Below are 25,072 nucleotides of genomic sequence, written 5' to 3'. Positions count from 1 at the left end.
CTTCGACTACCCATGTGAGTTCTATTGTAGTAAGACAGACTTTCAGTATATCAAGAACACCATGAAATTCACCTGTTTTCATCCAGGATTATGGATGAATTTGAATGAAAGATTTTGTCCTAAAATGAGGTCTGCTCATGGAATTGTCATATTTGTTAACTAAGTTATAGTAAGTAGATAAAAAAATGATAAGGTGAAAAAAATAAATGCAAAGTGTAATGGAAATGACCGATTATTTTAATGATAACTCCCCAAAAACAACACGCCCGCTAGTGGCTTTATATTGTGGCTCTCGTGCCGGCAACAAACCGATTTATCTGGAAAAAGCGATTCAACTTTCTCAAGGTCTGGCCGAACATGGTTTTGGTCTGGTTTATGGCGGCGCCAGTATTGGTCTGATGGGTCAGGTGGCAGATACCATGATTCAGCATGGTGGTGAAGCGGTGGGTGTGATTCCGGAATTTATGCTGGATTATGAGATTGCTCATCCTCAACTGACTGAACTGCATATCGTCACCAGCATGCATCAACGTAAAGCCATGATGGCAGATCGAGCCTGTGCCTTTGTCGCCTTGCCGGGTGGATTGGGAACATTTGAAGAAATTCTGGAAATTGCGACCTGGGGTCAGCTGAACCAGCATCAAAAACCGATGATGCTGTATAACGTCAATGGCTTTTATAATCCCCTGATTGCCCAGCTTGATCTTGCGGTGCAGGAAGGCTTCTTGCCGCCCCAACATCGGGCTAAATTGATTGTCTGTGAACATGCAGATCAGATTTATACCACCTTGCTGAATCTGGATGCCCCACAACGTTTTGTGGTTTAAATTTTTTCATCTGCTTTGAATAGCAAATATTTAAAGCCATAAAAAAGCGAGCTTGATGCTCGCTTTTTTCATTTATACATGCAAAGACATTAACCGGAAATCGTGTGATAGAACCATGGCAAAGTCGTCGCCAGAAATACACTAATCGCCAGACCAAACATCAGTTTCATGGCATCTTTACTGACATTACGTGAAGTACGGTGCTTGTTGACTTCAGTCACCAGCATCGAAATGGCAAATTCACGACCGGCCAGTAACCCCAAGAATACCCAAGTGGTACTCATCGGGATGTTACTCCACTCTTTAAACACCAGCAGAATCAGCGCATAGATAAAGTCGATAATTGTAGCAGAACGGACATCGGTGACCCCAGTCTTGGTATCGACAATATTCTGGATAGCTCCACCACGCTGGTAAAGAATCATGCCTAGCAGTATCACAAAGACAGAAATGGCAAAGATCAGGAACTCAAACGGCACCTGACGCGGCACATAAACAAAGATATTGGCCAGATCCTGGATTAGCCACTGGCTCCACAGAAATGCCGTAGATAGCCATTGTAAAGCCATCCACATCGGAGAATGTTGCTGATCACGGGTTTCACTGAAATAGACCGCGAGTTTTTTCATGACCAGACGATAGATCACAATCGCCACAAAGAACGCGACGGCATAACCCATCATCGACTTGGTCAGCATGGAACCCAGACTGCTCGGGGAGAAGATCGTGAGCACCAAGAAAGTAGTACTCACCGGAATACCATATTTGGTCAAAATGATCAGTAAAAGAGGCGGTACTACATATAGCCAGGTGACCCCATCCTCAGGAAAAGGAATGGTTTCCAAACGTCCATAAGAGGCATCCCCTACTCCAGAAGCAAACCAGCCATAAATTAACACCACAACCAGAATAGTACTGATGTAAATCCAGAGTACCCACCATGGGCGATGTGAGTTCGATGAAATAAATGTTCCTAATGTTTGCGGAACATCATTCCCCACGATGGAATAGGCGGCCAGACAGAAGCCAACTACCATCAGAATCTCGATGGTCATAAGTACAAAACCTTTTACTAGACAGTTCCCAGTACAGCAGTTCTGGAAGTTTGCCCCAGATTATGACGGTTTTATTTCATTTTCATGACATTTCCGTCATATTTTTTTGTAGCCTACTCCTTAAAAAGAAGCTTGAAGTGTTCCAAAAATGACGTATTTATAAATCCGTATAAGTTTGAGATGTTCGCAGTATAGAAATATATCTTTTACCCTTTCTCTTCAATAACTGAAATCAGGCTGTGAATTCATTAGCATTTTGTCTACACGACTCCTATTCACAATCGTTTTTATTTCAGTCACACTGCTGCATAGATTTCTTTAAACTATTCAAAATAGATGATTTTTTAAATCCATGAATGTCACTCCTACGCATCAATCCCTACAACCTGAATTCAGACTGCTGGTCTTGCTGGTGTCGATTGGCTTTTTCATGCAGGGCCTGGATACCACGATTATCAATACGGCCCTGCCTGCGATCGCCAGTAACCTGCAGGAAGATCCGTTACGGATGCATAGTGTGGTGGTGGCCTATGTACTTTCAGTAGCGGCCTGTATTCCCTTGAGTGGCTGGCTGGCTGATCGCTTTGGGGTTCGGAATATCTATTTTGCAGCGATCATTATTTTTGCTCTGGCCTCACTGGGCTGTGCCTGGTCTGAGAATCTGAATGAACTGCTGGTTTATCGGGTATTTCAGGGCATTGGCGGTGCTTTGCTGCTTCCAGTCGGACGACTGGCCATGCTGAAAATCATTCCTCGTACCCAGTTTCTGTCCGCCATGAGCCTGATGAGTCTGGCAGGACTGATGGGTCCTTTGATCGGTCCGACCTTAGGTGGCTGGATGGTGGAATACCTGTCCTGGCACTGGATTTTCCTGATCAATCTGCCGATTGGTATGCTGGGTGCCCTAATTACCTTTAAAGCTATGCCGAATATCACTGAACCGACGGTACAGCATTTTGATTTTAGCGGTTTTATTCTGCTGGTCATCGCAATGATTGGCCTGTGTCTAGGGATTGAAAACTTTGCTAATCCACAATATCCCCTGTGGTGGAGCTTAAGCCTAGTCGGAAGTGGTTTGATTGCCTCACTCATCTACGCCTACCATTCGCATACTCATCTGAACGCGCTTTTTCGCAGTAAATTATTTAAAAATAAAATTTATTCGATTGGCATTCTAGGTAACTTCTTTGCCCGGCTCGGCGGTAACTCGATTCCGTTTTTGCTGCCTTTAATGTTGCAGGTCGCTTTTGGTTTTGAACCTTTTATTACCGGTTTACTGATGATTCCAACGGTACTCGGTTCTTTAGCATCTAAGCCGATTATCCGTAAAATCATTCAGCGTTTCGGTTATCGCAGAGTCTTATTAATCAATACCTTGCTGGTCGGTCTATGTATCGCCAGTTTTGCCTTAACTACGGCGGAAACCCCAATCTGGCTAAGAGCCATTCATTTCTTTGTGTTCGGGATTCTGAATTCCCTGCAATTTGTCTCAATGAATACGCTGACTTTAAAAGATTTAAGCCAGCAGGATGCCAGCAGTGGCAACAGTTTCCTGTCGATGATCATGATGCTGTCGATGAGTATCGGGGTGGCACTGGCGGGTACGCTGGTGAATATGTTTAGTGCCTACTTCGGCCCTGAACAGCTGGACAATGCCTTCCATGTTTCGCTGCTCTGTCTGGGCTGTATTAATATTATTGCTGCCTATATTTTCTGGCATATTCCCAAAAATACGCCAGTCTAAGGCAGAATATAAACTCGATATGAATATCTCTAGATTAGGCCACCATTCACAATGAAAGCAGCTCCCACCTCTAGCAACTGGAAAAAATGCTCAGTGATTGCAGTCGGGCTGCTGATTACACTTGTGGTGACGACTGTGCTTTATCTGCTGGTTTTCAAGCAGCCATCAGCGCATGCAGCAGATTATCCGATTCATGGTTTCGATGTTTCCCATCATCAGAAAGAAATAGACTGGAAGAAAATCCCAAAACAGAAATATAAATTTGTCTATTTAAAATCCACAGAAGGCGGTGATTTTAAAGATACCAAGTTTCAGGAATATTGGCTGCAGGCCCGCGAACAGGGCTTTCTGGTCGGTGCTTATCATTTTTACCGGCTTTGCCGTGATGGCAGCATTCAGGCTCAGAATTTTATAGAATCGGTTCCGCGTAAAACGGATGCCCTGCCTCCTGTCATGGATCTGGAATATGACAGCAAATGCATCAATCACTACTCCAAAGAGCAGCTGCTCAAGGAAATCCGGATCATGCATGATGCCTTAAAACACCATTATGGCAAGCAGCCGATCTTCTATGTGTCCAAATCTTTTTATAACATTGTGCTGGCGGGAGAGTTTGCTGACGTACCGCTCTGGGTACGTGAATACCAAGGTTTGCCAGATTTAAAAGGTCAGCCTAAATGGACTTTCTGGCAGCATAGCAGTCAGGGTGAAATTCCCGGCATTGCCCGTACTGTGGATCTGAATGTGTTTTATGGCTCGGAGCAGGACTGGATCAAATTTTTACAGCAGAACAGTATTCCCACCCCAGATCAGTCCCAGCCTCCGGCCAAGAAATAAATCCAATTTCTCCCTGATTCAACCATGAAATGGATATTGAATTATTTAGGCAGGATATGCTTCGTCTTGAATAATGCTTTAGCCTGTTTACTTGTCAATCCGGTCTCTTCCCAATCCAGCTAAAGCCACTTAAGATACTGGATATGCGCAAAATTATTCATATCGATATGGATGCCTTCTACGCCTCGGTCGAGCTGCGTGAGCGTCCGGAGCTGAACGCTCTGCCTGTGGTGATTGCCTCGTATCATCCGCGGGCAGTGGTCGCAGCTGCCTCCTATCCGGCCCGCGAGTTCGGACTGCGTTCTGCCATGCCGATGACTCAAGCACGTAAGCTCTGTCCTCAGGTCATCGTGATTGAACCGGATTTTGCCAAATACCGTCAGGTCTCTGCTCAGATTCATCAAATATTTCAAACTTATACCAAGGTCATCGAACCGCTTTCACTAGATGAAGCTTATCTGGATGTCACCGAAAATTTGCAGCAGATTCCGAGTGCCACTGAAGTGGCAATGCGCATTCGTGAAGATATTTTTCAAACTACTGGACTAACCGCTTCTGCTGGCGTGGCCCCGAATAAATTTCTCGCTAAAATCGCCTCTGACTGGCATAAACCAAATGGAATCTGTGTCATCAAACCTTCACAGGTACAGCGTTTTATTCAGGATCTTCCACTGAAGAAAATTCCCGGTGTAGGCAAAGTCACTCAAGAAAAACTAAAAAGTTTGAATCTGGAAACCTTGGGAGATTTACAGCAGATTGAAGAAGCGATCCTGATTCAACATTTTGGCAAATATGGACGGCGTCTTTTTCTTTATGCTCAAGGCATTGATGATCGACCAGTCGAAGCTGAACGGGAACGCCAGCAGATTTCCAAGGAAACGACTTTCGATGATGATCTGTATTTACCGCAATGCCAGCCTTACTGGCAGCCATTAATTGCCCAGCTTTGGCAGAGTCTGGAAAAAAAGCAGCTTTCTGCCCGCGGAGTTACTGTAAAACTGAGAATGAAGAATTTTCAGACCATGCAGCATAGTAAAAGTTTCAGCCAGCTGCTGCGTAGCCCGCAAGAACTGGAGCAGGCTTTATACTTACTGCTTCAAGAGATGCATATTACTCCTCAACTGCAATTCCGGCTGATTGGGCTTGGCGTTTATCAGCTCGCTGCACGTGAAACAGAAACACAATTGCCGCTGCTTTAGGCCTATTTTGTACAAGTATTAGACGTTAGTTTAAAAATACGGCAACTTTGTTTTTACATTTTGAATTTTTGGAGTACTCTATCTGCGCAATGCATTATCCATGTATGTGCTGAGATGCTGAAAATCACCTTTACTTTCAGCATACTGTCCTGTGATTGGCGTGACGATCAAATCCGAATATTACAGGGCAACTCTGATGTATCTCATGGAATCCCTCCCTGCATGTCCTCTGTAAATTCTTCTGTTATTCAAGAACGACGCGCGCGTAAAGCGGCGTTATCCAGTTTTGTTGGTGCTGTTGTCGATTGGTATGATTTTCTCCTTTACGGTATTGTTGCAGCCTTAATTTTTAAAGACCAGTTTTTCCCAAGCATTGGCGCCAATATGGGCACCTTGGCGGCGCTAGCGACCTTTGGTGTTGGCTTTCTGTTTCGCCCTCTAGGCGGTGTGGTATTTGGTCATTTCGGCGACAAGCTCGGCCGCAAGAAAATGCTGGTTCTGACTGTGGTCCTGATGGGGATTTCCACCGTCGGGATTGGTTTTTTACCTAATTTCGAAGCCATTGGCTGGTGGGCACCGGTTTTACTGGTGACCCTGCGTGCCATTCAAGGCTTTGCAGTCGGTGGTGAATGGGGTGGTGCTGCCCTAATGGCAGTAGAAAATGCCCCTAAAGGCAAAAAAGCCTTTTATAGCAGTGGTGTTCAGGTCGGCTATGGCGTAGGTCTGGTACTGGCAACGGGTGCAGTATCCATTATTATTGCCACACTGGGTGAAGAGGCTTTTGCTGAATGGGCTTGGCGGATTCCATTTATTGCCAGTATCGTACTAATCGGAATTGCGATGTGGATTCGCCGTGATCAGGATGAATCCCAAGAATTCGTAGAGAAAGTGATTAAGGCGGATCATCACCCAGAAAAACTGCCGATATTACAGGCGATCAGCAAACATCCGAAAGCTTTCTTTTATATTATTGCCTTGCGTTTGACCGAACTGCTGACCATGTATCTGGTCACCAACTTCGCCCTGAACTATTCCACCAATAACCTAGGCATGGACAAACAGTTCTTCCTGAATATCACCCTGATGGTCGGTGCGATTAGCTGTTTCAGTATTCCTTTCTTTGCCTGGCTATCGGATAAAATCCAGCATAAAACCATGTGCGTTTGGGGTGGCTTAATCGGTGCATTATCCGCCTTTCCGTTCTTTATGGCACTGGATGCACAAAATACCTGGATGATTATTGTTGGCGCCATTCTACTGGCTAATGTTGCACATGACATGGTGGTCAGCGTACATCAACCGATTTTTACCTCGCTATTTGGTACAGAATATCGCTATAGCGGTGCCGGAGTCGGTTATCAGGTTGCCAGTATTATTGGTGGTGGTTTTACCCCAATGATTGCAGCCTCCTTAGTGATTTGGGGTGATGGTTCATGGCATTATGTAGCCATCTATCTTGCGATAGGCTGCCTATTGACTGCATTAGTCGCAGCCTTGATGCCAAAAACCAAGGATTAAGCTGATGTCTGTTCAACGTTTGCATGTTTCACAACGCTTTTCTGAGATCGCCATTGCCGGCAATCTGGTTCATCTTGCCGGCCAACTGGCCACAGACCTGGATCTGGATATCAAAGGTCAAACCCAGCAAACACTGGATATCATCGACCAGTTCCTGGCGGATGCCGGTACCGATAAAAGCCAGATCATGTCGGTGACGATTTATCTCAAAGATATTGAAAAAGATTATGCAGCGTTTAATGAAGTCTGGGACGCCTGGGTATCGGATATTCAAGCCCTGCCCCGCACCTGTGTCGAAGCTAAACTGTATGATCCACGTGTGTTAGTGGAACTGACTGTCGTAGCCGTCAAACCTGAATAGACTTCTCAGGCCTAATTTCTACTCATGTAAAATAGAAAAAAGTATGCACTTGGCATACTTTTTTTCGTTTAGGTTCTATCAGTCTAATGCTTTGACTTTACGTCGTTCCAGATCTGAATAGAGATGATATTTTTTGAGATCATTCACAGCGGTAAATCTCTGGTCCTTACTGGAATGCTCCTGCTCACGCAGGAAATCTCCTCGTAACTGATAATATTCCGGTACATCTTCATAGCGAATGACCCGATAACCGGCCATAGTCAACAAGGCATCCTGAAATTGCGCCTGCTGTGGACGTTTTAAAATTACCGGATCATCTACAGCTACAATGGCAACAATCTGGTATTGCTGATCCAGAATCACAAAATCTGCAATCAGATCACGATATTTGTGCCGGGTACGACCAAATTTAGTGGTAAGTAGTGCATCATAAGAAACATGTGCCAGTACAATGTAATCTGGCAATACTTCTTTCAGGCGTGTAAACGTCAGTTGTTCATTTGGATTAAAAATAGCGCGCTGTTTTAAGGCGCTGTCTTGTGGTTTTGGGCTATTCCTTAGCTGCTTCCATGCCATGAGCACGACACAGAACACCAAGAAACTCCCTATAATCATATAGGTGGTCATGACTCAATCCTTGCATTCTTATAATCATTCTTGTTTTATTGTTATCCAGTATAAACCCATACTATTTTTAAAATTGCCCTGCTACTATTCTGTGTAGAGACCAATACAATTCGTAGCAAAACTTGATTGCCAGTTACTTAAAAACCGCTTTTTGCTATTTCAATAGAAATTAGGGTTAAATCCTTATACGCGACTGTAAAATAGTCTCCTGATAGATCGCAATATAAATCGGTTGAACTGTAAGACAATTCCGACAAAGTGTTATTTTTATATCATTTTTCAAAAATTTAAATCGACTAAAAATAAAATATTTTACATTTTAATTGAGAACCCGAAAGCTGCATCAATAAAGTCTGAACACAAAAAAAAGACACCGAAGTGTCTTTTTTATCAGCTTAATCAAGCACGTGATTTTGGCTTTGATTTTCCTTTCGGTTTAGGGCCACCAAATGGCTTTTTCGCATCACCCGTTTCACGCGGTGGCAGACCGGTATGCTGGGTCAGAATCTGGCCTTTTTTCGGACGGTTATTTTGAGCCTGACTACGATTACCTGGGTTAGCAGTACGTTTCTGTGAATCGCCTGCAACCGTCGAATTCTTCTTACGTGCAGACTGGTATTGACCCTCTGTACCAGCAGGTTGATAGGTCGGAATCAGATGCTGCTTCGAGTTACCGATCAGATCCTGACGCCCCATTTCCTTTAAAGCCTCACGCAATAAAGGCCAGTTGTTTGGATCATGGTAACGCAAGAAAGCTTTATGCAGACGACGACGTTTCTCACCTTTCACGATGTCCACATCTTCAGTATAACGCGCGACTTTCGCCAGCGGATTTTTACCGGTGTAGTACATGGTGGTTGCAGTGGCCATTGGCGACGGATAGAAAGTCTGTACCTGATCGGCACGAAAACCGTTCTTTTTCAACCAGATTGCCAGATTCATCATATCGTAATCAGTCGTACCCGGATGCGCCGCGATGAAGTAAGGAATCAGATACTGTTCCTTGCCGGCTTCCTTACTAAAACGGTCAAACATCTGTTTGAAGCGATCATACGTTCCGATGCCCGGTTTCATCATCTTGGATAATGGACCTTTTTCGGTATGCTCTGGCGCAATCTTCAGATAACCACCCACATGATGGGTGACCAGCTCTCTGACATATTCCGGATTCAATACAGCAAGGTCATAACGCAGACCTGATCCAATCAGAATCTTTTTAATGCCCGGTAAGGCACGTGCCTTACGGTATAACTGGGTCAACGGTGCATGGTCGGTATGCAGGTTTTGACATACGCCCGGGAATACACATGAAGGTTTACGACAGTTCTTCTCAATCTCAGGATCTTTACATGCCAAACGGTACATATTGGCTGTTGGGCCACCTAAGTCCGAGATAATGCCGGTAAAGCCCGGAGCCGTATCACGAATCTTTTCCACTTCACGCAGGATAGATTCTTCAGAACGGTTCTGAATGATACGACCTTCATGCTCGGTGATCGAACAGAAAGTACAGCCACCAAAACAGCCACGCATGATGTTCACCGAGAATTTAATCATGTCAAAAGCCGGGAAGCGTGCATTACCATAAGATGGATGTGGCAGACGTGCATAAGGCAGGTCAAACACATAATCCATTTCTTCGGTGGTCAGTGGAATCGGTGGTGGATTGATCCAGACATCACGTTCACCATGTTTTTGTACCAGCGCACGTGCGTTCCCTGGGTTAGTTTCCAGATGCAGAATACGGTTGGCATGCGCATACAGCACAGGATCATTTGCCACTTCTTCAAAAGAAGGTAAACGGATCACTGCTAATTCACGTGGTGGTAATTTATGTTTAATGGCTTTAGAAGTTGGTTGTAGCTGCACAATTTGCGTATCTGGATCTAAATTGTCCCCTTCACGCACGATTGGATTGGCTACGACTTCTTTCTGGAAATTCTGGTATTGGCTTAAGCTGTTGCCTTTATCTTTTTCAATTTCACAGCCATCAATATCTTCGCTCATTACATAAGGATTGATGATCGGATCAACACGGCCAATGGTATCCACATCATTGGATGCAATTTCAACAAACTGAGCTTTAGCCACACGGTTATGTTTATTAATAATGAATGCAGTACCACGGACATCAGTAATCTGATGAATCTTTTCACCTTTGGCTAGGCGATGCATGATTTCAATGATCGAGCGTTCGCCATTGCCATACATCAACAAGTCCGCTTTAGAATCCATTAAGATCGAACGACGGACTTTATCTGACCAGTAGTCATAATGTGCGATACGACGTAATGAACCTTCAATACCACCGAGTAATACCGGCACATCCGGGAAAGCTTCACGACAACGTTGGCAATAGACGGTTGCTGCGCGGTCTGGACGTTTATTCGGCTGGTTATCTGGAGAATAAGCATCATCTGAACGAATCTTACGATCCGCCGTATAACGGTTGATCATTGAGTCCATATTACCGGCAGAAACACCCCAGGCAATATTTGGCTTACCGAGTACACGGAAGGCTTCTACATTGGTCCAGTCTGGCTGGGCAATAATCCCGACGCGGAAACCTTGTGCTTCGAGCACACGTCCAATGATCCCGGTCACAAATGACGGGTGGTCAATGTAGGCATCACCGCAGACAAAAATAAAGTCACAGCTGTCCCAACCGAGTTGGTCCATTTCCTCGCGTGACATCGGCAAAAAAGGCGCGGGTTCAAAACATGACGCCCAATATTTGTCGTAATCAAACAACGCTTTAGGCGCAGTCTGAGCGGTATAAGCAGTAGACATGGCTAGCAATTCTCGGCTGGCAGATGGAAGATCAGAAAAGTGATCAAAGATGAAAGCCGAGTATTTTAGCATGAATTCGGCTCAGGTTGCTTGATTATAATTTATACAATATTAGCTTTAAGTCCTTAATCAGGAATATATACTCATCCTGATTTTGAATGTTCAGTTGCAGGTTTTAAATACTGTGCTATCCATAAGCCCAATCCTAAAATAATAGCAATAAATATACTTAGTCCTAACCATCCGGAATTTTCCCAGACCAGTCCACTTGAACTTCCAAGTAAGCTTGAACCTAAGTAATAACAGAACAAATAAAGGGACGAACCTACCGCACGATACTGTAAGGATTGCACCGATACCCAGCTACTGGCAGTTGAATGAGCCGCAAAAAAGGAAAAGGTAAAAATCAGCAAACCACTAAAGACCAAAGCCAAGTTATTAATCAACATTAAGGCTAAGCCAAACAGCATGGTACAAAGCATGGCGGCAAGTACCCTATAACGTCCAAACTTCCTGCTCCAAGCTGCGGCTCGTGGCGAGCTATAAATTCCGGCCAGATAAGTAATCGAAATCAGACCAATCCAGACATGAGACAATTCAAATGGCGCTTGAATCAAACGATAACTCAGATAGTTAAATACCGAGACAAATCCCCCCATCAGGATAAAGCCCTGTAAAAACAGAATTCTTAATTTAGGATCACTCAGATTCTGTTGAAATGCTCTGATAAAACGGCTGAATTGTATTGGATAAGCTTTGAAATGCCTGGACTTCGGTAATAGAAAATAAAAAGTTGTCGCGATACATAGATTCAGCAATCCAATAATCAAAGTCGCGGATTGCCAGGAAATAAAATCGACCAATGTCCCAGCAATCAATCGACCACTCATACCACCAATCGCAGTCCCGGAAATATACAGTCCCATGGCAAAGCCCACATCCTGCTCCGCCACTTCCTCTCCGATATAAGTCATCGCCACGGCTGCCACGCCACTGACCGTGAGACCTATTAACACTCGTGTTGTTAAAAATATAGACCAGATAGGTAATAAAGCACTGAGTAATAATAAGACTGATACAGAGAATAAAGACCAAACCATAATTGGTTTACGGCCAAAACGGTCTGAAATAAGTCCTGTAAAAATCAGGCCAATAGCTAAGGCAATGGTAGAGAAGGAAAGTGGAAAACTACTTTGTGTTGGAGAGATATGAAAATAATCCGCCAGAATCGGCATCATGGGTTGGACACAATACAGCGATGAGAAAATCGCAAAACCCGCCAGAAATAAGGAGAATAAAATAGCTTTAAAAGCAGATGAACCATATGCGATATGGCTTGAAGATAAATTTGAGGACATATCCGCTCCATGAACCTGCCCAGTATACGCCTCTCAATTCGCCTTTTATGTGATGATTCAGTTTAAATAACCATCGAATAATTAATTTTCCTAAACTCCACGCATAAAAAAAGCCCCCTGCATGAGCAGAGGGCTTTTGGAATAATGAGCTGGCGATGACTTACTCTCACATGGGATACCCCACACTACCATCAGCGCTAAGAGGTTTCACTTCTGAGTTCGGGAAGGGATCAGGTGGTTCACTCTTGCTATGGTCGCCAGCACAACTGGTATGCTTACTCGCTATGGTCTTATCTACGTTGCTTGCGCTTCGTTTGCCTAGCTTTCTTCAAATAGAATGCATTAACAGATGTATCTGAGTTGCTGTAGTTTGTTCGATTAGCTTAACCAAATCAAGGTTTCGTCTGATCGTTAGATCAATATGAAATCAATTGATGCTTTATATACAACTGCTTGGGTGTTGTATAGTCAAGCCTCACGAGCAATTAGTATTGGTCAGCTTCATGCATCACTGCACTTCCACATCCAACCTATCAACGTCGTAGTCTTCAACGGCTCTTTAGGAGACATAAAGTCTCGGGGAAATCTTATCTTGAGGTAGGCTTCCCGCTTAGATGCTTTCAGCGGTTATCCCTTCCGAACATAGCTACCCGGCGATGCGACTGGCGTCACAACCGGTACACCAGAGGTTCGTCCACTCTGGTCCTCTCGTACTAGGAGCAGATCCTCTCAAATTTCCAGCGCCCACGGTAGATAGGGACCGAACTGTCTCACGACGTTCTAAACCCAGCTCGCGTACCTCTTTAAATGGCGAACAGCCATACCCTTGGGACCTGCTTCAGCCCCAGGATGAGATGAGCCGACATCGAGGTGCCAAACACCGCCGTCGATATGAACTCTTGGGCGGTATCAGCCTGTTATCCCCAGAGTACCTTTTATCCGTTGAGCGATGGCCCTTCCATACAGAACCACCGGATCACTAAGACCTACTTTCGTACCTGCTCGACTTGTGGGTCTCGCAGTTAAGCGCGCTTTTGCCTTTATACTCTACGCGTGATTTCCGACCACGCTGAGCGCACCTTCGTACTCCTCCGTTACTCTTTAGGAGGAGACCGCCCCAGTCAAACTACCCACCAGACATGGTCCTCGCTCCCGATCAGGGAGCAGAGTTAGAACCTCAATATTACCAGGGTGGTATTTCAAGGACGGCTCCATGGCAACTAGCGTCACCACTTCAAAGCCTCCCACCTATCCTACACAAGTAAGATCAAAGTTCAATGTCAAGCTGCAGTAAAGGTTCACGGGGTCTTTCCGTCTAGCCGCGGGTACACCGCATCTTCACGGCGAATTCGATTTCACTGAGCCTCTGCTGGAGACAGCGCCGCCATCATTATGCCATTCGTGCAGGTCGGAACTTACCCGACAAGGAATTTCGCTACCTTAGGACCGTTATAGTTACGGCCGCCGTTTACTGGGGCTTCGATCAATAGCTTCGCTTGCGCTAACCACATCAATTAACCTTCCAGCACCGGGCAGGCATCACACCCTATACGTCCACTTTCGTGTTTGCAGAGTGCTATGTTTTTAATAAACAGTTGCAGCGGCCTGGTTTCTGAGGCTGTCAACAGCTCAAGGAGCAAGTCCCATCACCATCAACAGCGTACCTTCTCCCGAAGTTACGGTACCATTTTGCCTAGTTCCTTCAGCAGAGTTCTCTCAAGCGCTTTGGTCTACTCGACCTGACCACCTGTGTCGGTTTCGGGTACGATTCCAGTGTAACTGAAGCTTAGAGACTTTTCCTGGAAGTATGGTATCAGCCACTTCACCAGTAAACTGGCTTGCTATCAGATCTCAGCATAGAGCACCCCGGATTTGCCTAAGATGCATGCCTACTTCCTTCCACCTGGACAACCAACGCCAGGCTGACTTAACCTTCTCCGTCCTCTCATCGCATTACACTGAAGTATTGGAATATTAACCAATTTCCCATCGACTACGCCTCTCGGCCTCGCCTTAGGGGTCGACTCACCCAGCCCCGATTAACGTTGGACTGGAACCCTTGGTCTTTCAGCGAACGGGTTTTTCACCCGTTTTGTCGTTACTCACGTCAGCATTCGCACTTCTGATACCTCCAGCATGCTTCTCAACACACCTTCATCGGCTTACAGAACGCTCCCCTACCACTTGCAATAAATTGCAAATCCGCAGCTTCGGTACATAGTTTTAGCCCCGTTACATCTTCCGCGCAGGCCGACTCGACTAGTGAGCTATTACGCTTTCTTTAAAGGGTGGCTGCTTCTAAGCCAACCTCCTAGCTGTCTATGCCTTCCCACATCGTTTCCCACTTAACTATGATTTAGGGACCTTAGCTGGCGGTCTGGATTGTTTTCCTCTTGACTACGGACGTTAGCACCCGCAGTCTGTCTCCCGGATAGTACTCATTGGTATTCGGAGTTTGCATCGGTTTGGTAAGTCGGGATGACCCCCTAGCCGAAACAGTGCTCTACCCCCAATGGTATTCGTCCGAGGCGCTACCTAAATAGCTTTCGGGGAGAACCAGCTATCACCGAGTTTGATTAGCCTTTCACCCCTATCCACAAGTCATCCCCTGGCTTTTCAACGACAGTGGGTTCGGTCCTCCAGTTAGTGTTACCCAACCTTCAACCTGCTCATGGATAGATCACCCGGTTTCGGGTCTATACCCAGCAACTAAACGCCCTATTAAGACTCGATTTCTCTACGGCTCCCCTATTCGGTTAACCTCGCTACTGAATATAAGTCGCTGACCCATTATACAAAAGGTACGCAGTCACCACACAAAGTGGCTCCCACTGCTTGTATGCATGCGGTTTCAGGATCTATTTCACTCCCCTCACAGGGGTTCTTTTCGCCTTTCCCTCACGGTACTGGTTCACTATCGGTCAGTCAGGAGTATTTAGCCTTAGAGGATGGTCCCCCTATATTCAGACAAGGTTTCACGTGCCTCGCCCTACTCGACATCATCATATCAGCCCTTTCGTGTACAGGACTATCACCCACTATGGTTGCACTTCCCAGAGCATTCCACTAAAACTGATATGACTTAATGGGCTGTTCCCCTTTCGCTCGCCGCTACTGAGGGAATCTCAATTGATTTCTTTTCCTACGGATACTGAGATGTTTCACTTCTCCGCGTTCGCCTCATAAACCTATGTATTCAGTTTATGATACCGACCTTATAGCCGGTGGGTTTCCCCATTCAGACATCTCCGGATCACAGGATATTTGCCGCCTCCCCGGAGCTTTTCGCAGGCTATCACGTCTTTCTTCGCCTCTGACTGCCAAGGCATCCACCACATGCACTTAATTACTTGACTATACAACCCCAAACAGTCGTTCATCCCTACAAGTAGGATGAGCAACAGATTGTGATGATTACTCATCACTCTCATACAGTTGGCATCTCGTAGATTTAACTACTGTACAGCTTCAATTAGATTCATATACCAAAACGCTTGATTCAGTTAATTTCGCTAGTTCTCATTCAATCACTTCAACTTCACAACCGAAGTCGTGTCGTTTCCGCTCTTGTATGAGTATGAACAAATTATTTCAACTCAAATATATTCTGTTAATGATTTTTCTCGTCTTCGTCAGATCGAGAAACTGTGATAAATCACAGAGGTTAATAACAATGCCGCGCATTATACGCCGCTTTCTTACTAAGCTCTATAAGCTATCAAACCGTTTGCTTATTACGTATTCGAACGAATACGTGGTGGAGACTAGGAGAGTCGAACTCCTGACCTCCTGCGTGCAAAGCAGGCGCTCTACCAACTAAGCTAAGTCCCCAGCTTATCAATAAGTCAATGTATCGTTCCGTTTCTGTTCGCTCTGCAATTAACGCTTCGTCAGTAGTGGTGGGTCTGACAAGACTTGAACTTGTGACCCCACGCTTATCAAGCGTGTGCTCTAACCAACTGAGCTACAGACCCTCAGATACATCGTCATGAAGAACAACTTGTTGTGGATTCTTACCAATCGTCAATCTTTCGTTAAGGAGGTGATCCAGCCGCAGGTTCCCCTACGGCTACCTTGTTACGACTTCACCCCAGTCATCGGCCACACCGTGGTAAGCGTCCTCCCTAAGGTTAGACTACCTACTTCTGGTGCAACAAACTCCCATGGTGTGACGGGCGGTGTGTACAAGGCCCGGGAACGTATTCACCGCGGCATTCTGATCCGCGATTACTAGCGATTCCGACTTCACGCAGTCGAGTTGCAGACTGCGATCCGGACTACGATCGGCTTTTTGAGATTAGCATCTGCTCGCGCAGTAGCAACCCTTTGTACCGACCATTGTAGCACGTGTGTAGCCCTGGCCGTAAGGGCCATGATGACTTGACGTCGTCCCCGCCTTCCTCCAGTTTGTCACTGGCAGTATCCTTAAAGTTCCCACCCGAAGTGCTGGCAAATAAGGAAAAGGGTTGCGCTCGTTGCGGGACTTAACCCAACATCTCACGACACGAGCTGACGACAGCCATGCAGCACCTGTATCAGAGTTCCCGAAGGCACCAATCCATCTCTGGAAAGTTCTCTGTATGTCAAGGCCAGGTAAGGTTCTTCGCGTTGCATCGAATTAAACCACATGCTCCACCGCTTGTGCGGGCCCCCGTCAATTCATTTGAGTTTTAGTCTTGCGACCGTACTCCCCAGGCGGTCTACTTATCGCGTTAGCTGCGCCACTAAAGCCTCAAGGGCCCCAACGGCTAGTAGACATCGTTTACGGCATGGACTACCAGGGTATCTAATCCTGTTTGCTCCCCATGCTTTCGCACCTCAGTGTCAGTATTAGGCCAGATGGCTGCCTTCGCCATCGGTATTCCTCCAGATCTCTACGCATTTCACCGCTACACCTGGAATTCTACCATCCTCTCCCATACTCTAGCTAACCAGTATCGAATGCAATTCCCAAGTTAAGCTCGGGGATTTCACATTTGACTTAATTAGCCACCTACGCGCGCTTTACGCCCAGTAAATCCGATTAACGCTTGCACCCTCTGTATTACCGCGGCTGCTGGCACAGAGTTAGCCGGTGCTTATTCTGCGAGTAACGTCCACTTATCCCAGGTATTAACCAGGTAAGCCTCCTCCTCGCTTAAAGTGCTTTACAACCAAAAGGCCTTCTTCACACACGCGGCATGGCTGGATCAGGGTTGCCCCCATTGTCCAATATTCCCCACTGCTGCCTCCCGTAGGAGTCTGGGCCGTGTCTCAGTCCCAGTGTGGCGGATCATCCTCTCAGACCCGCTACAGATCGTCGCCTTGGTAGGCCTTTACCCCACCAACTAGCTAATCCGACTTAGGCTCATCTATTAGCGCAAGGTCCGAAGATCCCCTGCTTTCTCCCGTAGGACGTATGCGGTATTAGCGTCCCTTTCGGAACGTTGTCCCCCACTAATAGGCAGATTCCTAAGCATTACTCACCCGTCCGCCGCTAGGAATCAGGTGCAAGCACCCTATCCCCGCTCGACTTGCATGTGTTAAGCCTGCCGCCAGCGTTCAATCTGAGCCATGATCAAACTCTTCAGTTAAAATCATTTCGAGTTTTATAAGTAAAACTCTTAAACTTGGCTCATCAATTTTCTGACAAATATTTCTCAAATAAACTTCGAGTAATTTCTACCATTCAATCAATGAAAATAATTTCGATCAATCAACCAGTAAAAATCCACACAAGTTGTTCTTCATAATCTCTTAATGATCTTCTTACTACTTCGTCAGTAGCAAGCTAGGTCGGCTATATTACTCTCTATCTCTAGAAAGTCAACCAGTAATGAAAATTATTTTTAAACTTTCTTTCTAAAACTCAACTCAACCATTTCATGCTAAGTTACTGTTTTATCAGAAGTTTTAATCTTCATCACCGCCGATGGATGTGCATTCTACAGCATTTCAGATCCCTTGCAACACTTCTTGCAAAGATTTTTTATCGTGTGTTTATTTTTCAAACCAATAAAAACATAAGATACTGTTATATATAGTTAATTTATTTTCATTATTTTTGAATTTTATTGAGTACAACCAACAAAACCCATCCATAAACACAATAAGATATTGTTTTATTTGAATTTAAATTATAAGAATTTTTATCACATGACTTGTATCGTTCAATTCACATTCTATTCTTGTTTGATTCTTCAGCAACCTGGCGTTTATATACAAAACTTATTTTATCTGGTCTTCTTCCAAGATACATAGACCCGATTTAAATATGGAAAAATTGATTACAACGCTAAAAATTAAAAAGCCACTGCTATTTAGCAATGGCTTTTGGAGTACTGAGCAACAATTAGAATTTCATACTGACACGCGCCCAGTAATTTCGTCCGATATTGTTAAATTGTTCTGTCGCTGCTAATCCAACTCCAGCATTGCCCATTTTATTTAAGTGTTCAGTATAAGTACGGTCAAAGACATTATCGACACCTATAGATAAATCCACGCCTTCATTCACATGATAAGTCCCGTTTAAAGACAGTGTACCAAAACCTGCACTCTTCTTATTATGGTCATACCCTACGATATTGCCTTCACGTTCGCTAATGCGGTTTTGACTATCGACCAGACGCCAGTAAGCACCTAAAGTGTAATTATCCTGGATATAACGTAGATTCACTCGCGCTTCCAAAGGCGAAATTTGTGGCAACGGCGTATTATCTGTGGTGTTTTCACCCCAGGCATACATGGCACTGACGTCTGCCTGAATTGCATCAGTAAACTGATAACCAATACCGGCTTCTGCACCTGCAATGGTTGCATCCACATTACGGGTATGTGCCTCTAGCATTCCCATATCACCTGTTGGCAAATAAGTGGTGAGGATGTAATCCTGAATGAGCCCAGCATAAGCGGATGCCCAGGAGTTGAATTTTCCATGTGCATGCTGATAACCAAGATCAAGCTGTAATGTCTTTTCGGTATCAATATTTTTAAAGGTATTTAACTGCCCATTACCTGATTTTGGGCTGAACAATTCCCAATAATCCGGCATACGTTCTACATAGCCTAAACCAATATAGGTTTTGCCATCGTCATATTCTGGGTGATGATTCTCAAAACGGAAAAACGCACTTGGCAATGTTTCTTTACGTTCCTGATTTGACTGAACAGCGTCAACTTTAACCTGATCCAAACGCAAGCCCGACACCAGTTTATTGTTGTCACCGACTTGATAACTCAATTCACCAAAACCACCAATTGACTGGAATTCCATATCTTTGCTGCGTGGCAGATTTTGATAAGGAATATTACGATCAGTATCTGTCTTCCGAATTGTATGCTCGTTATTCTGCGTATCTACACCCGTGATCAGTTCAAATTTATCCCATTCCTGGGTAACAGCCATACGTGCATTTAAGGTTTTACGCGTAACATTCGTTGCTGTTTCCTTTGGCATCATCATGGTTGGTTTAAAATCACGAAGGCTATAATTGTCCATCACATGGTCGTTATAGTTATAATTCACTTGCGCTTCGATTTTCTTAATAACATCGGTGACATTTTTCTTTTCGACACGCAAACCTAGGCTTTCACGGGCAAACTTGGAACCATCCATCATCCGGCCAGCATAAACCGCCTCACCATCAGCTTTACCACCGGTCAGTTCTACCCAAGTGTCTTCATCCGGCGTCCAGCCCAGTGCCAGATCTGCATTCCATCGTTCCCAATCTGAAGGTACAGTTTGACCATCACCATCCTGATAACTGTTTGATACCGAACGATTGGTGTTCAGGCGGATATATTTCTTTTCATCACCAGCAGCAGCTTCAATGTTCTGGTCCAGACGACCAAAAGATCCCATCAGTACACTGGCCTGACCACGGTATTTTTTATCCTGATCAAACTGTTCCGGGCTACGCTCAAAAATCACCGTTGCGGCCGAACCGGTATTGGCATACTGAACCATTTGTGGACCTTTAATTACTGAAATACGATCATAGCTTTCCGGGGAAATATATGAGGTTGGTGAATCCATTCGACTTGGACAAGCACCCAAGTTTTCTGTGCCATCAGTCAGAATTTTAATACGCGAACCGAACATACCACGGAAAGTCACATCACCATTGGCACCTGCGCCACTATTCACAGCACTAAAACCAACAATACTTTGCAGATAATCTGCACCATCGGTTGCCGGCACTGGCTGAATCGGCTGTTTCGGATCAGCACGGACAATCAGACCATTAGCATCATTACCGGCAGTTGAAGTCACCACAATCGGTGCCATGGTTTGTACAGGCATGCTTTCATTGGCCATAACCACTGATGAATAACAGGCAATACACATCGCAGCCACAAGGGGCTGTAACGAGAATTTAGGCTGAGCCATTTTCTATCTCACTGAATATATAAATTAAACACGGCCCGAGTCATTCAAGACCCAGGCAAAACAACGTGGATTTATGCAAACAGTGGCGGTGCCCGTCCTTGCGGGATCAGAAAGAGTCGTTGAAGGATAAACCAGACATGCTTAAAGGCTTGTTCAAAAGCCAGGAGTCTGACCTGAATCCGGTCCAGGACTTCTTTCACCTCAAGCTCAGGCGGCAAAACCAGGTTGCCATAGACAGTACAGTACTGACACTGATGACTGGCATCGTGTTCATGCGCCATGGAGTCTGAGGAAATAGGATGCTGATCAAGGTGATGATGGGCAGAATGTTCAGAATGAACATGAGAAGAAACTAAAAGGGCGCGCGTGATGGTTTCACAGACCGGAGCAACCTGATATTGCTTCGGCAGCAAAGGCTGTAAGAACACAGCAATTTGTAGAAATACCGCTACAAAGGAAAGTAGCAGACCTCCCCGCAGAACCATAGGCAAACCCTTGAATTTGTCTAGGCTGAGTATAACAAAGCCCAATCAAAATTGGGCTTGTTGAATCATAAAAAATTGCTTGGGAAAATAATCCTAGCGTTTAACTGCAACTTTTTCTTTATTGCGCTGGCGAACCAGTTTTTCTACTTTTTCACGGGCACGCTGACGTTTCAATGGCGACAGATAATCTACAAAAAGTTTACCATTTAAGTGATCCATTTCATGTTGGATGCACACAGCGAGAAGTCCATCAGCCTCTTGTTCGAAGGGTTGACCATCCAGACCAATTGCCTCGATTTTTACGCGTGACGGACGCTCAACTTTATCGTATATTTGAGGAACTGATAGACAGCCCTCTTCATAAGGCTGTGTTTCTTCAGTCAATGGTGTGATTTTGGGGTTAATGAACACCATGGGTTGATCTTTGTTTTCAGACAGGTCCATCACAATCAGCTGAATATGACGATCGACTTGGGTCGCGGCGAGTCCGATGCCTGGCGCTTCATACATGGTTTCAAACATATCTGCAGCGAGCTGACGAATTTCATCAGTAACTTCTTCGACTGGTTGTGCAATGGTACGAAGACGGGGATCCGGGAAACTTAAAATAGGTAATAAGGCCATACTGCGTCCTCAATTATGCCATTGATCAAAAAACCAAATGAAGGGAATGCTTCATCAAAAAAATGTGTGTAAGATCGTTATTATAACGCAACTACGCACATAATTTTAGGAATTATGATAATGAAAAAGGTTTTGAAGGGCATGCCATTTTTTAGTGCCTTGGGGTTAAAAAATCAAATGCTCGCACTGGCAGTTTGTGTCGGAGTGAGTATGGGGACAATGTATTCAGCCGAGGCAGCTCCTGCCCGTAACGTCAATCCACCTGCTTTAAAAGCCAGTGCGCCCAATGTCTATGTGGTCAAAAAAGGCGATACATTGTGGGATATTTCAAAACGTTTCTTAAAAAATCCGGTGCGTTGGCCGGAAATCTGGGCCAGTAACAAGCACGTGAAAAATCCACATTGGATTTTCCCGGGTGACCGCCTGTTGATGTGTGACTATCAAGGCCGTCCAATTATCGGTAAAGATGAAGGTGATGGTTGTGAAGGCATCATCAGTCGTTATATCGGTAGTACTTCATTACAACCACAGGTTCGCGTTGAATCTTTAAATAATACGATTCCAGTGATTCCATTAGCGCATATCCAGCAATGGTTGGAACGCTATACCATAGTGGCAGCTGATTCAGTTCAGGGTACGCCTTACATTCTCGGCACTGCAGACCAGCGCGTACTGGCCGGTAAAGGCCAGAAGGTCTATGCACGCGGCAATGGTCTGGTGGTTGGTCAGCGTTATGCGGTGTATCGTGAAGCAGACCCTTATGTATTTACTGATGCCAATGGCAAGAAATACACAGCTGCTCTAGAGTTGCAACAGGTTGCTTCCGGAATCGCAGTACGTGGCGAAGGTGATGTCACCACGCTGGAATTGACAGATAGCTATAATGCAGAAGTGCGTCGCGGTGACCGTGTATTACCTGAATACGATCCGATGTTGCCTACCCTGTTCTATCCAGTGAATGCAGAAAATACGGTTGCTGGTGGTCAGATTGTGCGTGTACTGGGTTCAATTGGTACAGCAGCACGTCATAGTGTCGTAACGATTGACCGTGGTACAGCACATGGGGTTCAGACTGGTCATGTCTTCAGCGTAAACCAGAAAGGTGAAGTCGTGACTGATCCGAAAACCAAGGAACGCGTACAGCTTCCAGGTGAACGCATTGGCAATGTGATGGTCTTTAAAACTTTTGACCAGCTGAGCTATGCTTATGTGCTGGAAAGTGAATTACCAATCAAGGTGGGTGCCAATATTCAAGCGCCATTGTTAGATGAATAATAGATTGATCTAACTTTACAACTTAAAGAATAAGAAGACACAGATATAGGTCTCGATATGCTGAACTCGTTATCATGCGTGCAACTGGAAACACTGACGTTATGGTATCTGGTTCAGCATTCTCTTTCGAGCTTCTATAAAATCAGTCAGCATTATTCAAGTCTGACCACAGCCATACAGCCTGATCAGGTGCCTACCTGGCAGGCTCTTGGCATTCATGCCAATCATGTCCAACGCTTAAAAGACTTCTCGCTTCCAGAATCACAGCAGAAATTTCAGCGCTGTCTGGAAAAAATTCAACGAGATAGTGATTTCATCCTGCTCTATCATGATCTGCACTATCCGCAGCAACTCAGCCACTATGTAGACAAACCACCAATTATTTTTGGTCAAGGTCAGCCGGATACATTGCTTCAGGCTCAAATTGCGGTTGTAGGAAGTCGCAAGCCGAGTCCTCACGGCCGGCAAGTAGCTTATGATTTCTCCTTTTATTTGAGTGAACAGGGTTTCTATATTAATAGTGGATTAGCACAAGGCATAGATGAAGCTGCTCATCGGGCAGGATTAAAACATCAGGGAACCATTGCGGTGATGGGAACCGGGCTGGATCAAACCTACCCTTCTCAACATGCACAATTGCGCCAGGAAATCATTGCACATGGTGGTGCGGTCATTACCGAGTTTCTGCCAGAGACTCCACCGTTGCAGCATCACTTTCCACGGCGTAACCGGATTGTCAGTGGCTTAAGTCTCGGGGTCATTGTGGCTGAAGCAACCTTAAAAAGCGGCTCTCTGATTACGGCCAAACTGGCTGCCGAACAAGGCAAGACTGTATTTGCCATTCCGGGACATATTTATAGTGAATATCATAAAGGTTGCCATCAGCTGATTCGTGAAGGCGCGATTCTGATTGATCACCCGCAACAGGTGATTGAAGAACTGGCTCTGGCGACTCAATGGCAAGCCTTACAAAATGAAGTACAACATGACATGGCGGATGAACTTCCTGCACACATACCGCCTCATCTGCTCAGACTTTATAACCAGCTGGACTGGGTCGGACAGGATCTGGATCATCTCAGTCATCATCTGCAACAGGATGTGTCTTCTCTGACCAGTCAATTGATGGAACTGGAGCTACTTGGCTTTTGTACCCAGCAAGCTGGTATGTATCTACGTTGTCGTCCACATAAATAAGGTTCACAATAGACACTTCTTGTTTTGATAAGGTATACACATGATCACCACCTCTGTTGCCGAAGCAGCTGAATGTCTCAAAGCTGGACAGGTCTTGGCATACCCTACAGAGGCTGTTTGGGGCTTAGGTTGCGACCCCTACAATGAACAGGCATTTCACCAGATTTTAACCTTAAAACAGCGCCCGATTGAAAAAGGCGTGATTTTACTCGCAGCTCATATTTCACAAGTGGAACATTTACTTCAGGATCTAAGTGAAGAAATGCGTGAAAAAGTAATTGCGTCCTGGAGTAATGATCGACCTACAGACCGGGCAACCACCTGGTTACTCCCTACCAATAACGATATTCCAGGCTGGATTAAAGGCAAACACCCTAAAGTGGCAGTACGCGTGACTACTCATCCTCTTTGTGTAGCCTTGTGCCAAGCCTTTGGCGGTTTTATTGTTTCAACCAGTGCCAATCCTGCCGGCCTAGAACCTGCACGTTCCCTGCAAGATGCCATGCGTTATTTTGACCAGGATCTAAATTATCTGAATGGCGATCTGGGACTGAGCCAGAAACCAAGCCGGATTATTGATGCGGTAACAGGTGAAATTATTCGTGACTGAGCCTTTGCTCAGTCATTTTTCTTTTCAAGCCGACTAAAGTTTTAAGACAAAAAAAAGCTCAACCATATAGGGATGGTTGAGCATAAAAAAGGATGTGTATTATCACATCCAGAGGGTCTGTAAATCTCTGGGAGTTTGATAAATCTAGGTTTTTTCTGATTCATCATTCTCGATGCGGGCATTATGCGAGAAAT

At 45.1% G+C, this 25,072-nt stretch carries 16 protein-coding genes, 2 tRNA genes and 3 rRNA genes; 9 read left to right on the top strand and 12 right to left on the bottom strand.

Annotation, left to right across the window (positions count from 1 at the left end):
• Positions 1-206 precede the first annotated feature (206 nt).
• Positions 207-827 carry an LOG family protein gene (locus AC4MCD_RS00995; protein WP_166136525.1) on the top strand — a complete coding sequence of 207 codons (621 nt, stop codon included), beginning with the start codon at positions 207-209 and terminating at the stop codon, positions 825-827.
• Positions 828-916: 89 nt separating this feature from the next.
• On the opposite strand, the gene AC4MCD_RS00990 is transcribed toward AC4MCD_RS00995, so the two are convergent.
• Complete coding sequence (locus AC4MCD_RS00990) at positions 917-1,882, bottom strand: hypothetical protein (protein ID WP_034169797.1); 966 nt, start codon at positions 1,880-1,882, stop codon at positions 917-919.
• 352 nt (positions 1,883-2,234) lie between these two features.
• Here AC4MCD_RS00990 and mdtD point away from each other — a divergent pair, with 352 nt between their 5' ends.
• From mdtD to AC4MCD_RS00965, 5 genes are all read left to right on the top strand, one after another.
• Complete coding sequence (gene mdtD / locus AC4MCD_RS00985) at positions 2,235-3,626, top strand: multidrug transporter subunit MdtD (RefSeq protein ID WP_491876416.1); 1,392 nt, start codon at positions 2,235-2,237, stop codon at positions 3,624-3,626.
• A 51-nt stretch (positions 3,627-3,677) separates the two neighbouring features.
• Positions 3,678-4,463 (top strand): glycoside hydrolase family 25 protein, encoded by a 786-nt coding sequence (locus AC4MCD_RS00980; protein WP_491876415.1) that lies wholly within the window; start codon positions 3,678-3,680, stop codon positions 4,461-4,463.
• Positions 4,464-4,606: 143 nt separating this feature from the next.
• A complete protein-coding gene (gene dinB / locus AC4MCD_RS00975) occupies positions 4,607-5,662 on the top strand; it encodes a DNA polymerase IV (protein ID WP_491876414.1) in 1,056 nt (351 codons plus the stop codon).
• Positions 5,663-5,884: 222 nt separating this feature from the next.
• Positions 5,885-7,180 carry a shikimate transporter gene (shiA, locus tag AC4MCD_RS00970; protein WP_005233437.1) on the top strand — a complete coding sequence of 432 codons (1,296 nt, stop codon included), beginning with the start codon at positions 5,885-5,887 and terminating at the stop codon, positions 7,178-7,180.
• Positions 7,181-7,184: 4 nt separating this feature from the next.
• Entirely contained in the window at positions 7,185-7,541 is a 357-nt protein-coding gene (locus AC4MCD_RS00965; protein ID WP_005233436.1) for a RidA family protein, read from the top strand.
• Positions 7,542-7,619: 78 nt separating this feature from the next.
• Here AC4MCD_RS00965 and AC4MCD_RS00960 read toward each other — a convergent pair whose 3' ends face one another.
• The 11 genes from AC4MCD_RS00960 to def all read right to left on the bottom strand — a co-directional run bounded on the left by AC4MCD_RS00960 (position 7,620) and on the right by def (position 21,796).
• Complete coding sequence (locus AC4MCD_RS00960; protein WP_491876413.1) at positions 7,620-8,168, bottom strand: DUF2726 domain-containing protein; 549 nt, start codon at positions 8,166-8,168, stop codon at positions 7,620-7,622.
• A 399-nt stretch (positions 8,169-8,567) separates the two neighbouring features.
• Positions 8,568-10,958, bottom strand: coding sequence for a YgiQ family radical SAM protein (locus AC4MCD_RS00955; RefSeq protein ID WP_491876826.1), 2,391 nt, complete (start codon positions 10,956-10,958; stop codon positions 8,568-8,570).
• Positions 10,959-11,101: 143 nt separating this feature from the next.
• Positions 11,102-12,316 carry an MFS transporter gene (locus AC4MCD_RS00950; protein WP_491876412.1) on the bottom strand — a complete coding sequence of 405 codons (1,215 nt, stop codon included), beginning with the start codon at positions 12,314-12,316 and terminating at the stop codon, positions 11,102-11,104.
• 147 nt (positions 12,317-12,463) lie between these two features.
• A 5S ribosomal RNA gene (gene rrf, locus AC4MCD_RS00945) occupies positions 12,464-12,578 on the bottom strand.
• Positions 12,579-12,780: 202 nt separating this feature from the next.
• Positions 12,781-15,672: ribosomal RNA gene (locus tag AC4MCD_RS00940) — 23S ribosomal RNA — on the bottom strand.
• A gap of 399 nt (positions 15,673-16,071) precedes the next feature.
• Positions 16,072-16,147, bottom strand: a tRNA-Ala gene (locus AC4MCD_RS00935).
• A 66-nt stretch (positions 16,148-16,213) separates the two neighbouring features.
• Positions 16,214-16,290, bottom strand: a tRNA-Ile gene (locus AC4MCD_RS00930).
• A gap of 61 nt (positions 16,291-16,351) precedes the next feature.
• Positions 16,352-17,889, bottom strand: a 16S ribosomal RNA gene (locus tag AC4MCD_RS00925).
• The 16S, 23S and 5S rRNA genes sit together here with 2 tRNA genes alongside, the layout of an rRNA operon.
• Positions 17,890-18,647: 758 nt before the next feature.
• Positions 18,648-20,687, bottom strand: coding sequence for a TonB-dependent copper receptor (locus AC4MCD_RS00920; RefSeq protein WP_491876411.1), 2,040 nt, complete (start codon positions 20,685-20,687; stop codon positions 18,648-18,650).
• A 71-nt stretch (positions 20,688-20,758) separates the two neighbouring features.
• Complete coding sequence (locus AC4MCD_RS00915; protein ID WP_179992706.1) at positions 20,759-21,172, bottom strand: DUF2946 family protein; 414 nt, start codon at positions 21,170-21,172, stop codon at positions 20,759-20,761.
• 93 nt (positions 21,173-21,265) lie between these two features.
• Positions 21,266-21,796 (bottom strand): peptide deformylase, encoded by a 531-nt coding sequence (def, locus tag AC4MCD_RS00910; protein ID WP_004780730.1) that lies wholly within the window; start codon positions 21,794-21,796, stop codon positions 21,266-21,268.
• 120 nt (positions 21,797-21,916) lie between these two features.
• Between def and AC4MCD_RS00905 the strand changes: the two genes are divergently transcribed.
• Genes AC4MCD_RS00905 through tsaC form a run of 3 tightly spaced genes read left to right on the top strand, consistent with a single transcriptional unit; the run spans position 21,917 to position 24,878 of the window.
• Positions 21,917-23,071 carry a LysM peptidoglycan-binding domain-containing protein gene (locus AC4MCD_RS00905; RefSeq protein WP_104426934.1) on the top strand — a complete coding sequence of 385 codons (1,155 nt, stop codon included), beginning with the start codon at positions 21,917-21,919 and terminating at the stop codon, positions 23,069-23,071.
• 57 nt (positions 23,072-23,128) lie between these two features.
• On the top strand, positions 23,129-24,268 hold the full coding sequence (dprA, locus tag AC4MCD_RS00900) for a DNA-processing protein DprA (protein WP_491876410.1): 1,140 nt from the start codon (positions 23,129-23,131) through the stop codon (positions 24,266-24,268).
• Positions 24,269-24,308: 40 nt separating this feature from the next.
• Positions 24,309-24,878, top strand: a complete 570-nt coding sequence (tsaC, locus tag AC4MCD_RS00895; RefSeq protein WP_491876409.1) for an L-threonylcarbamoyladenylate synthase type 1 TsaC — start codon at positions 24,309-24,311, stop codon at positions 24,876-24,878.
• Positions 24,879-25,072: the final 194 nt, after the last annotated feature.

Source organism: Acinetobacter sp. CAU_H_78, from assembly GCF_058599365.1.
This window is presented reverse-complemented; position numbering and strand designations above follow the sequence as displayed.

Bases quoted from the DNA above. Each gene is read 5' to 3' on its own strand.
- AC4MCD_RS00980 (WP_491876415.1), top strand. From the start codon at position 3,678: ATGAAAGCAGCTCCCACCTCTAGCAACTGGAAAAAATGCTCAGTGATT.
- dinB (WP_491876414.1), top strand. From the start codon at position 4,607: ATGCGCAAAATTATTCATATCGATATGGATGCCTTCTACGCCTCGGTC.
- AC4MCD_RS00920 (WP_491876411.1), bottom strand. From the start codon at position 20,687: ATGGCTCAGCCTAAATTCTCGTTACAGCCCCTTGTGGCTGCGATGTGT.
- AC4MCD_RS00905 (WP_104426934.1), top strand. From the start codon at position 21,917: ATGAAAAAGGTTTTGAAGGGCATGCCATTTTTTAGTGCCTTGGGGTTA.
- AC4MCD_RS00955 (WP_491876826.1), bottom strand. From the start codon at position 10,958: ATGTCTACTGCTTATACCGCTCAGACTGCGCCTAAAGCGTTGTTTGAT.
- AC4MCD_RS00960 (WP_491876413.1), bottom strand. From the start codon at position 8,168: ATGACCACCTATATGATTATAGGGAGTTTCTTGGTGTTCTGTGTCGTG.
- def (WP_004780730.1), bottom strand. From the start codon at position 21,796: ATGGCCTTATTACCTATTTTAAGTTTCCCGGATCCCCGTCTTCGTACC.
- AC4MCD_RS00990 (WP_034169797.1), bottom strand. From the start codon at position 1,882: ATGACCATCGAGATTCTGATGGTAGTTGGCTTCTGTCTGGCCGCCTAT.
- AC4MCD_RS00965 (WP_005233436.1), top strand. From the start codon at position 7,185: ATGTCTGTTCAACGTTTGCATGTTTCACAACGCTTTTCTGAGATCGCC.
- tsaC (WP_491876409.1), top strand. From the start codon at position 24,309: ATGATCACCACCTCTGTTGCCGAAGCAGCTGAATGTCTCAAAGCTGGA.
- shiA (WP_005233437.1), top strand. From the start codon at position 5,885: ATGTCCTCTGTAAATTCTTCTGTTATTCAAGAACGACGCGCGCGTAAA.
- AC4MCD_RS00995 (WP_166136525.1), top strand. From the start codon at position 207: ATGCAAAGTGTAATGGAAATGACCGATTATTTTAATGATAACTCCCCA.
- dprA (WP_491876410.1), top strand. From the start codon at position 23,129: ATGCTGAACTCGTTATCATGCGTGCAACTGGAAACACTGACGTTATGG.
- AC4MCD_RS00950 (WP_491876412.1), bottom strand. From the start codon at position 12,316: ATGTCCTCAAATTTATCTTCAAGCCATATCGCATATGGTTCATCTGCT.
- mdtD (WP_491876416.1), top strand. From the start codon at position 2,235: ATGAATGTCACTCCTACGCATCAATCCCTACAACCTGAATTCAGACTG.
- AC4MCD_RS00915 (WP_179992706.1), bottom strand. From the start codon at position 21,172: ATGGTTCTGCGGGGAGGTCTGCTACTTTCCTTTGTAGCGGTATTTCTA.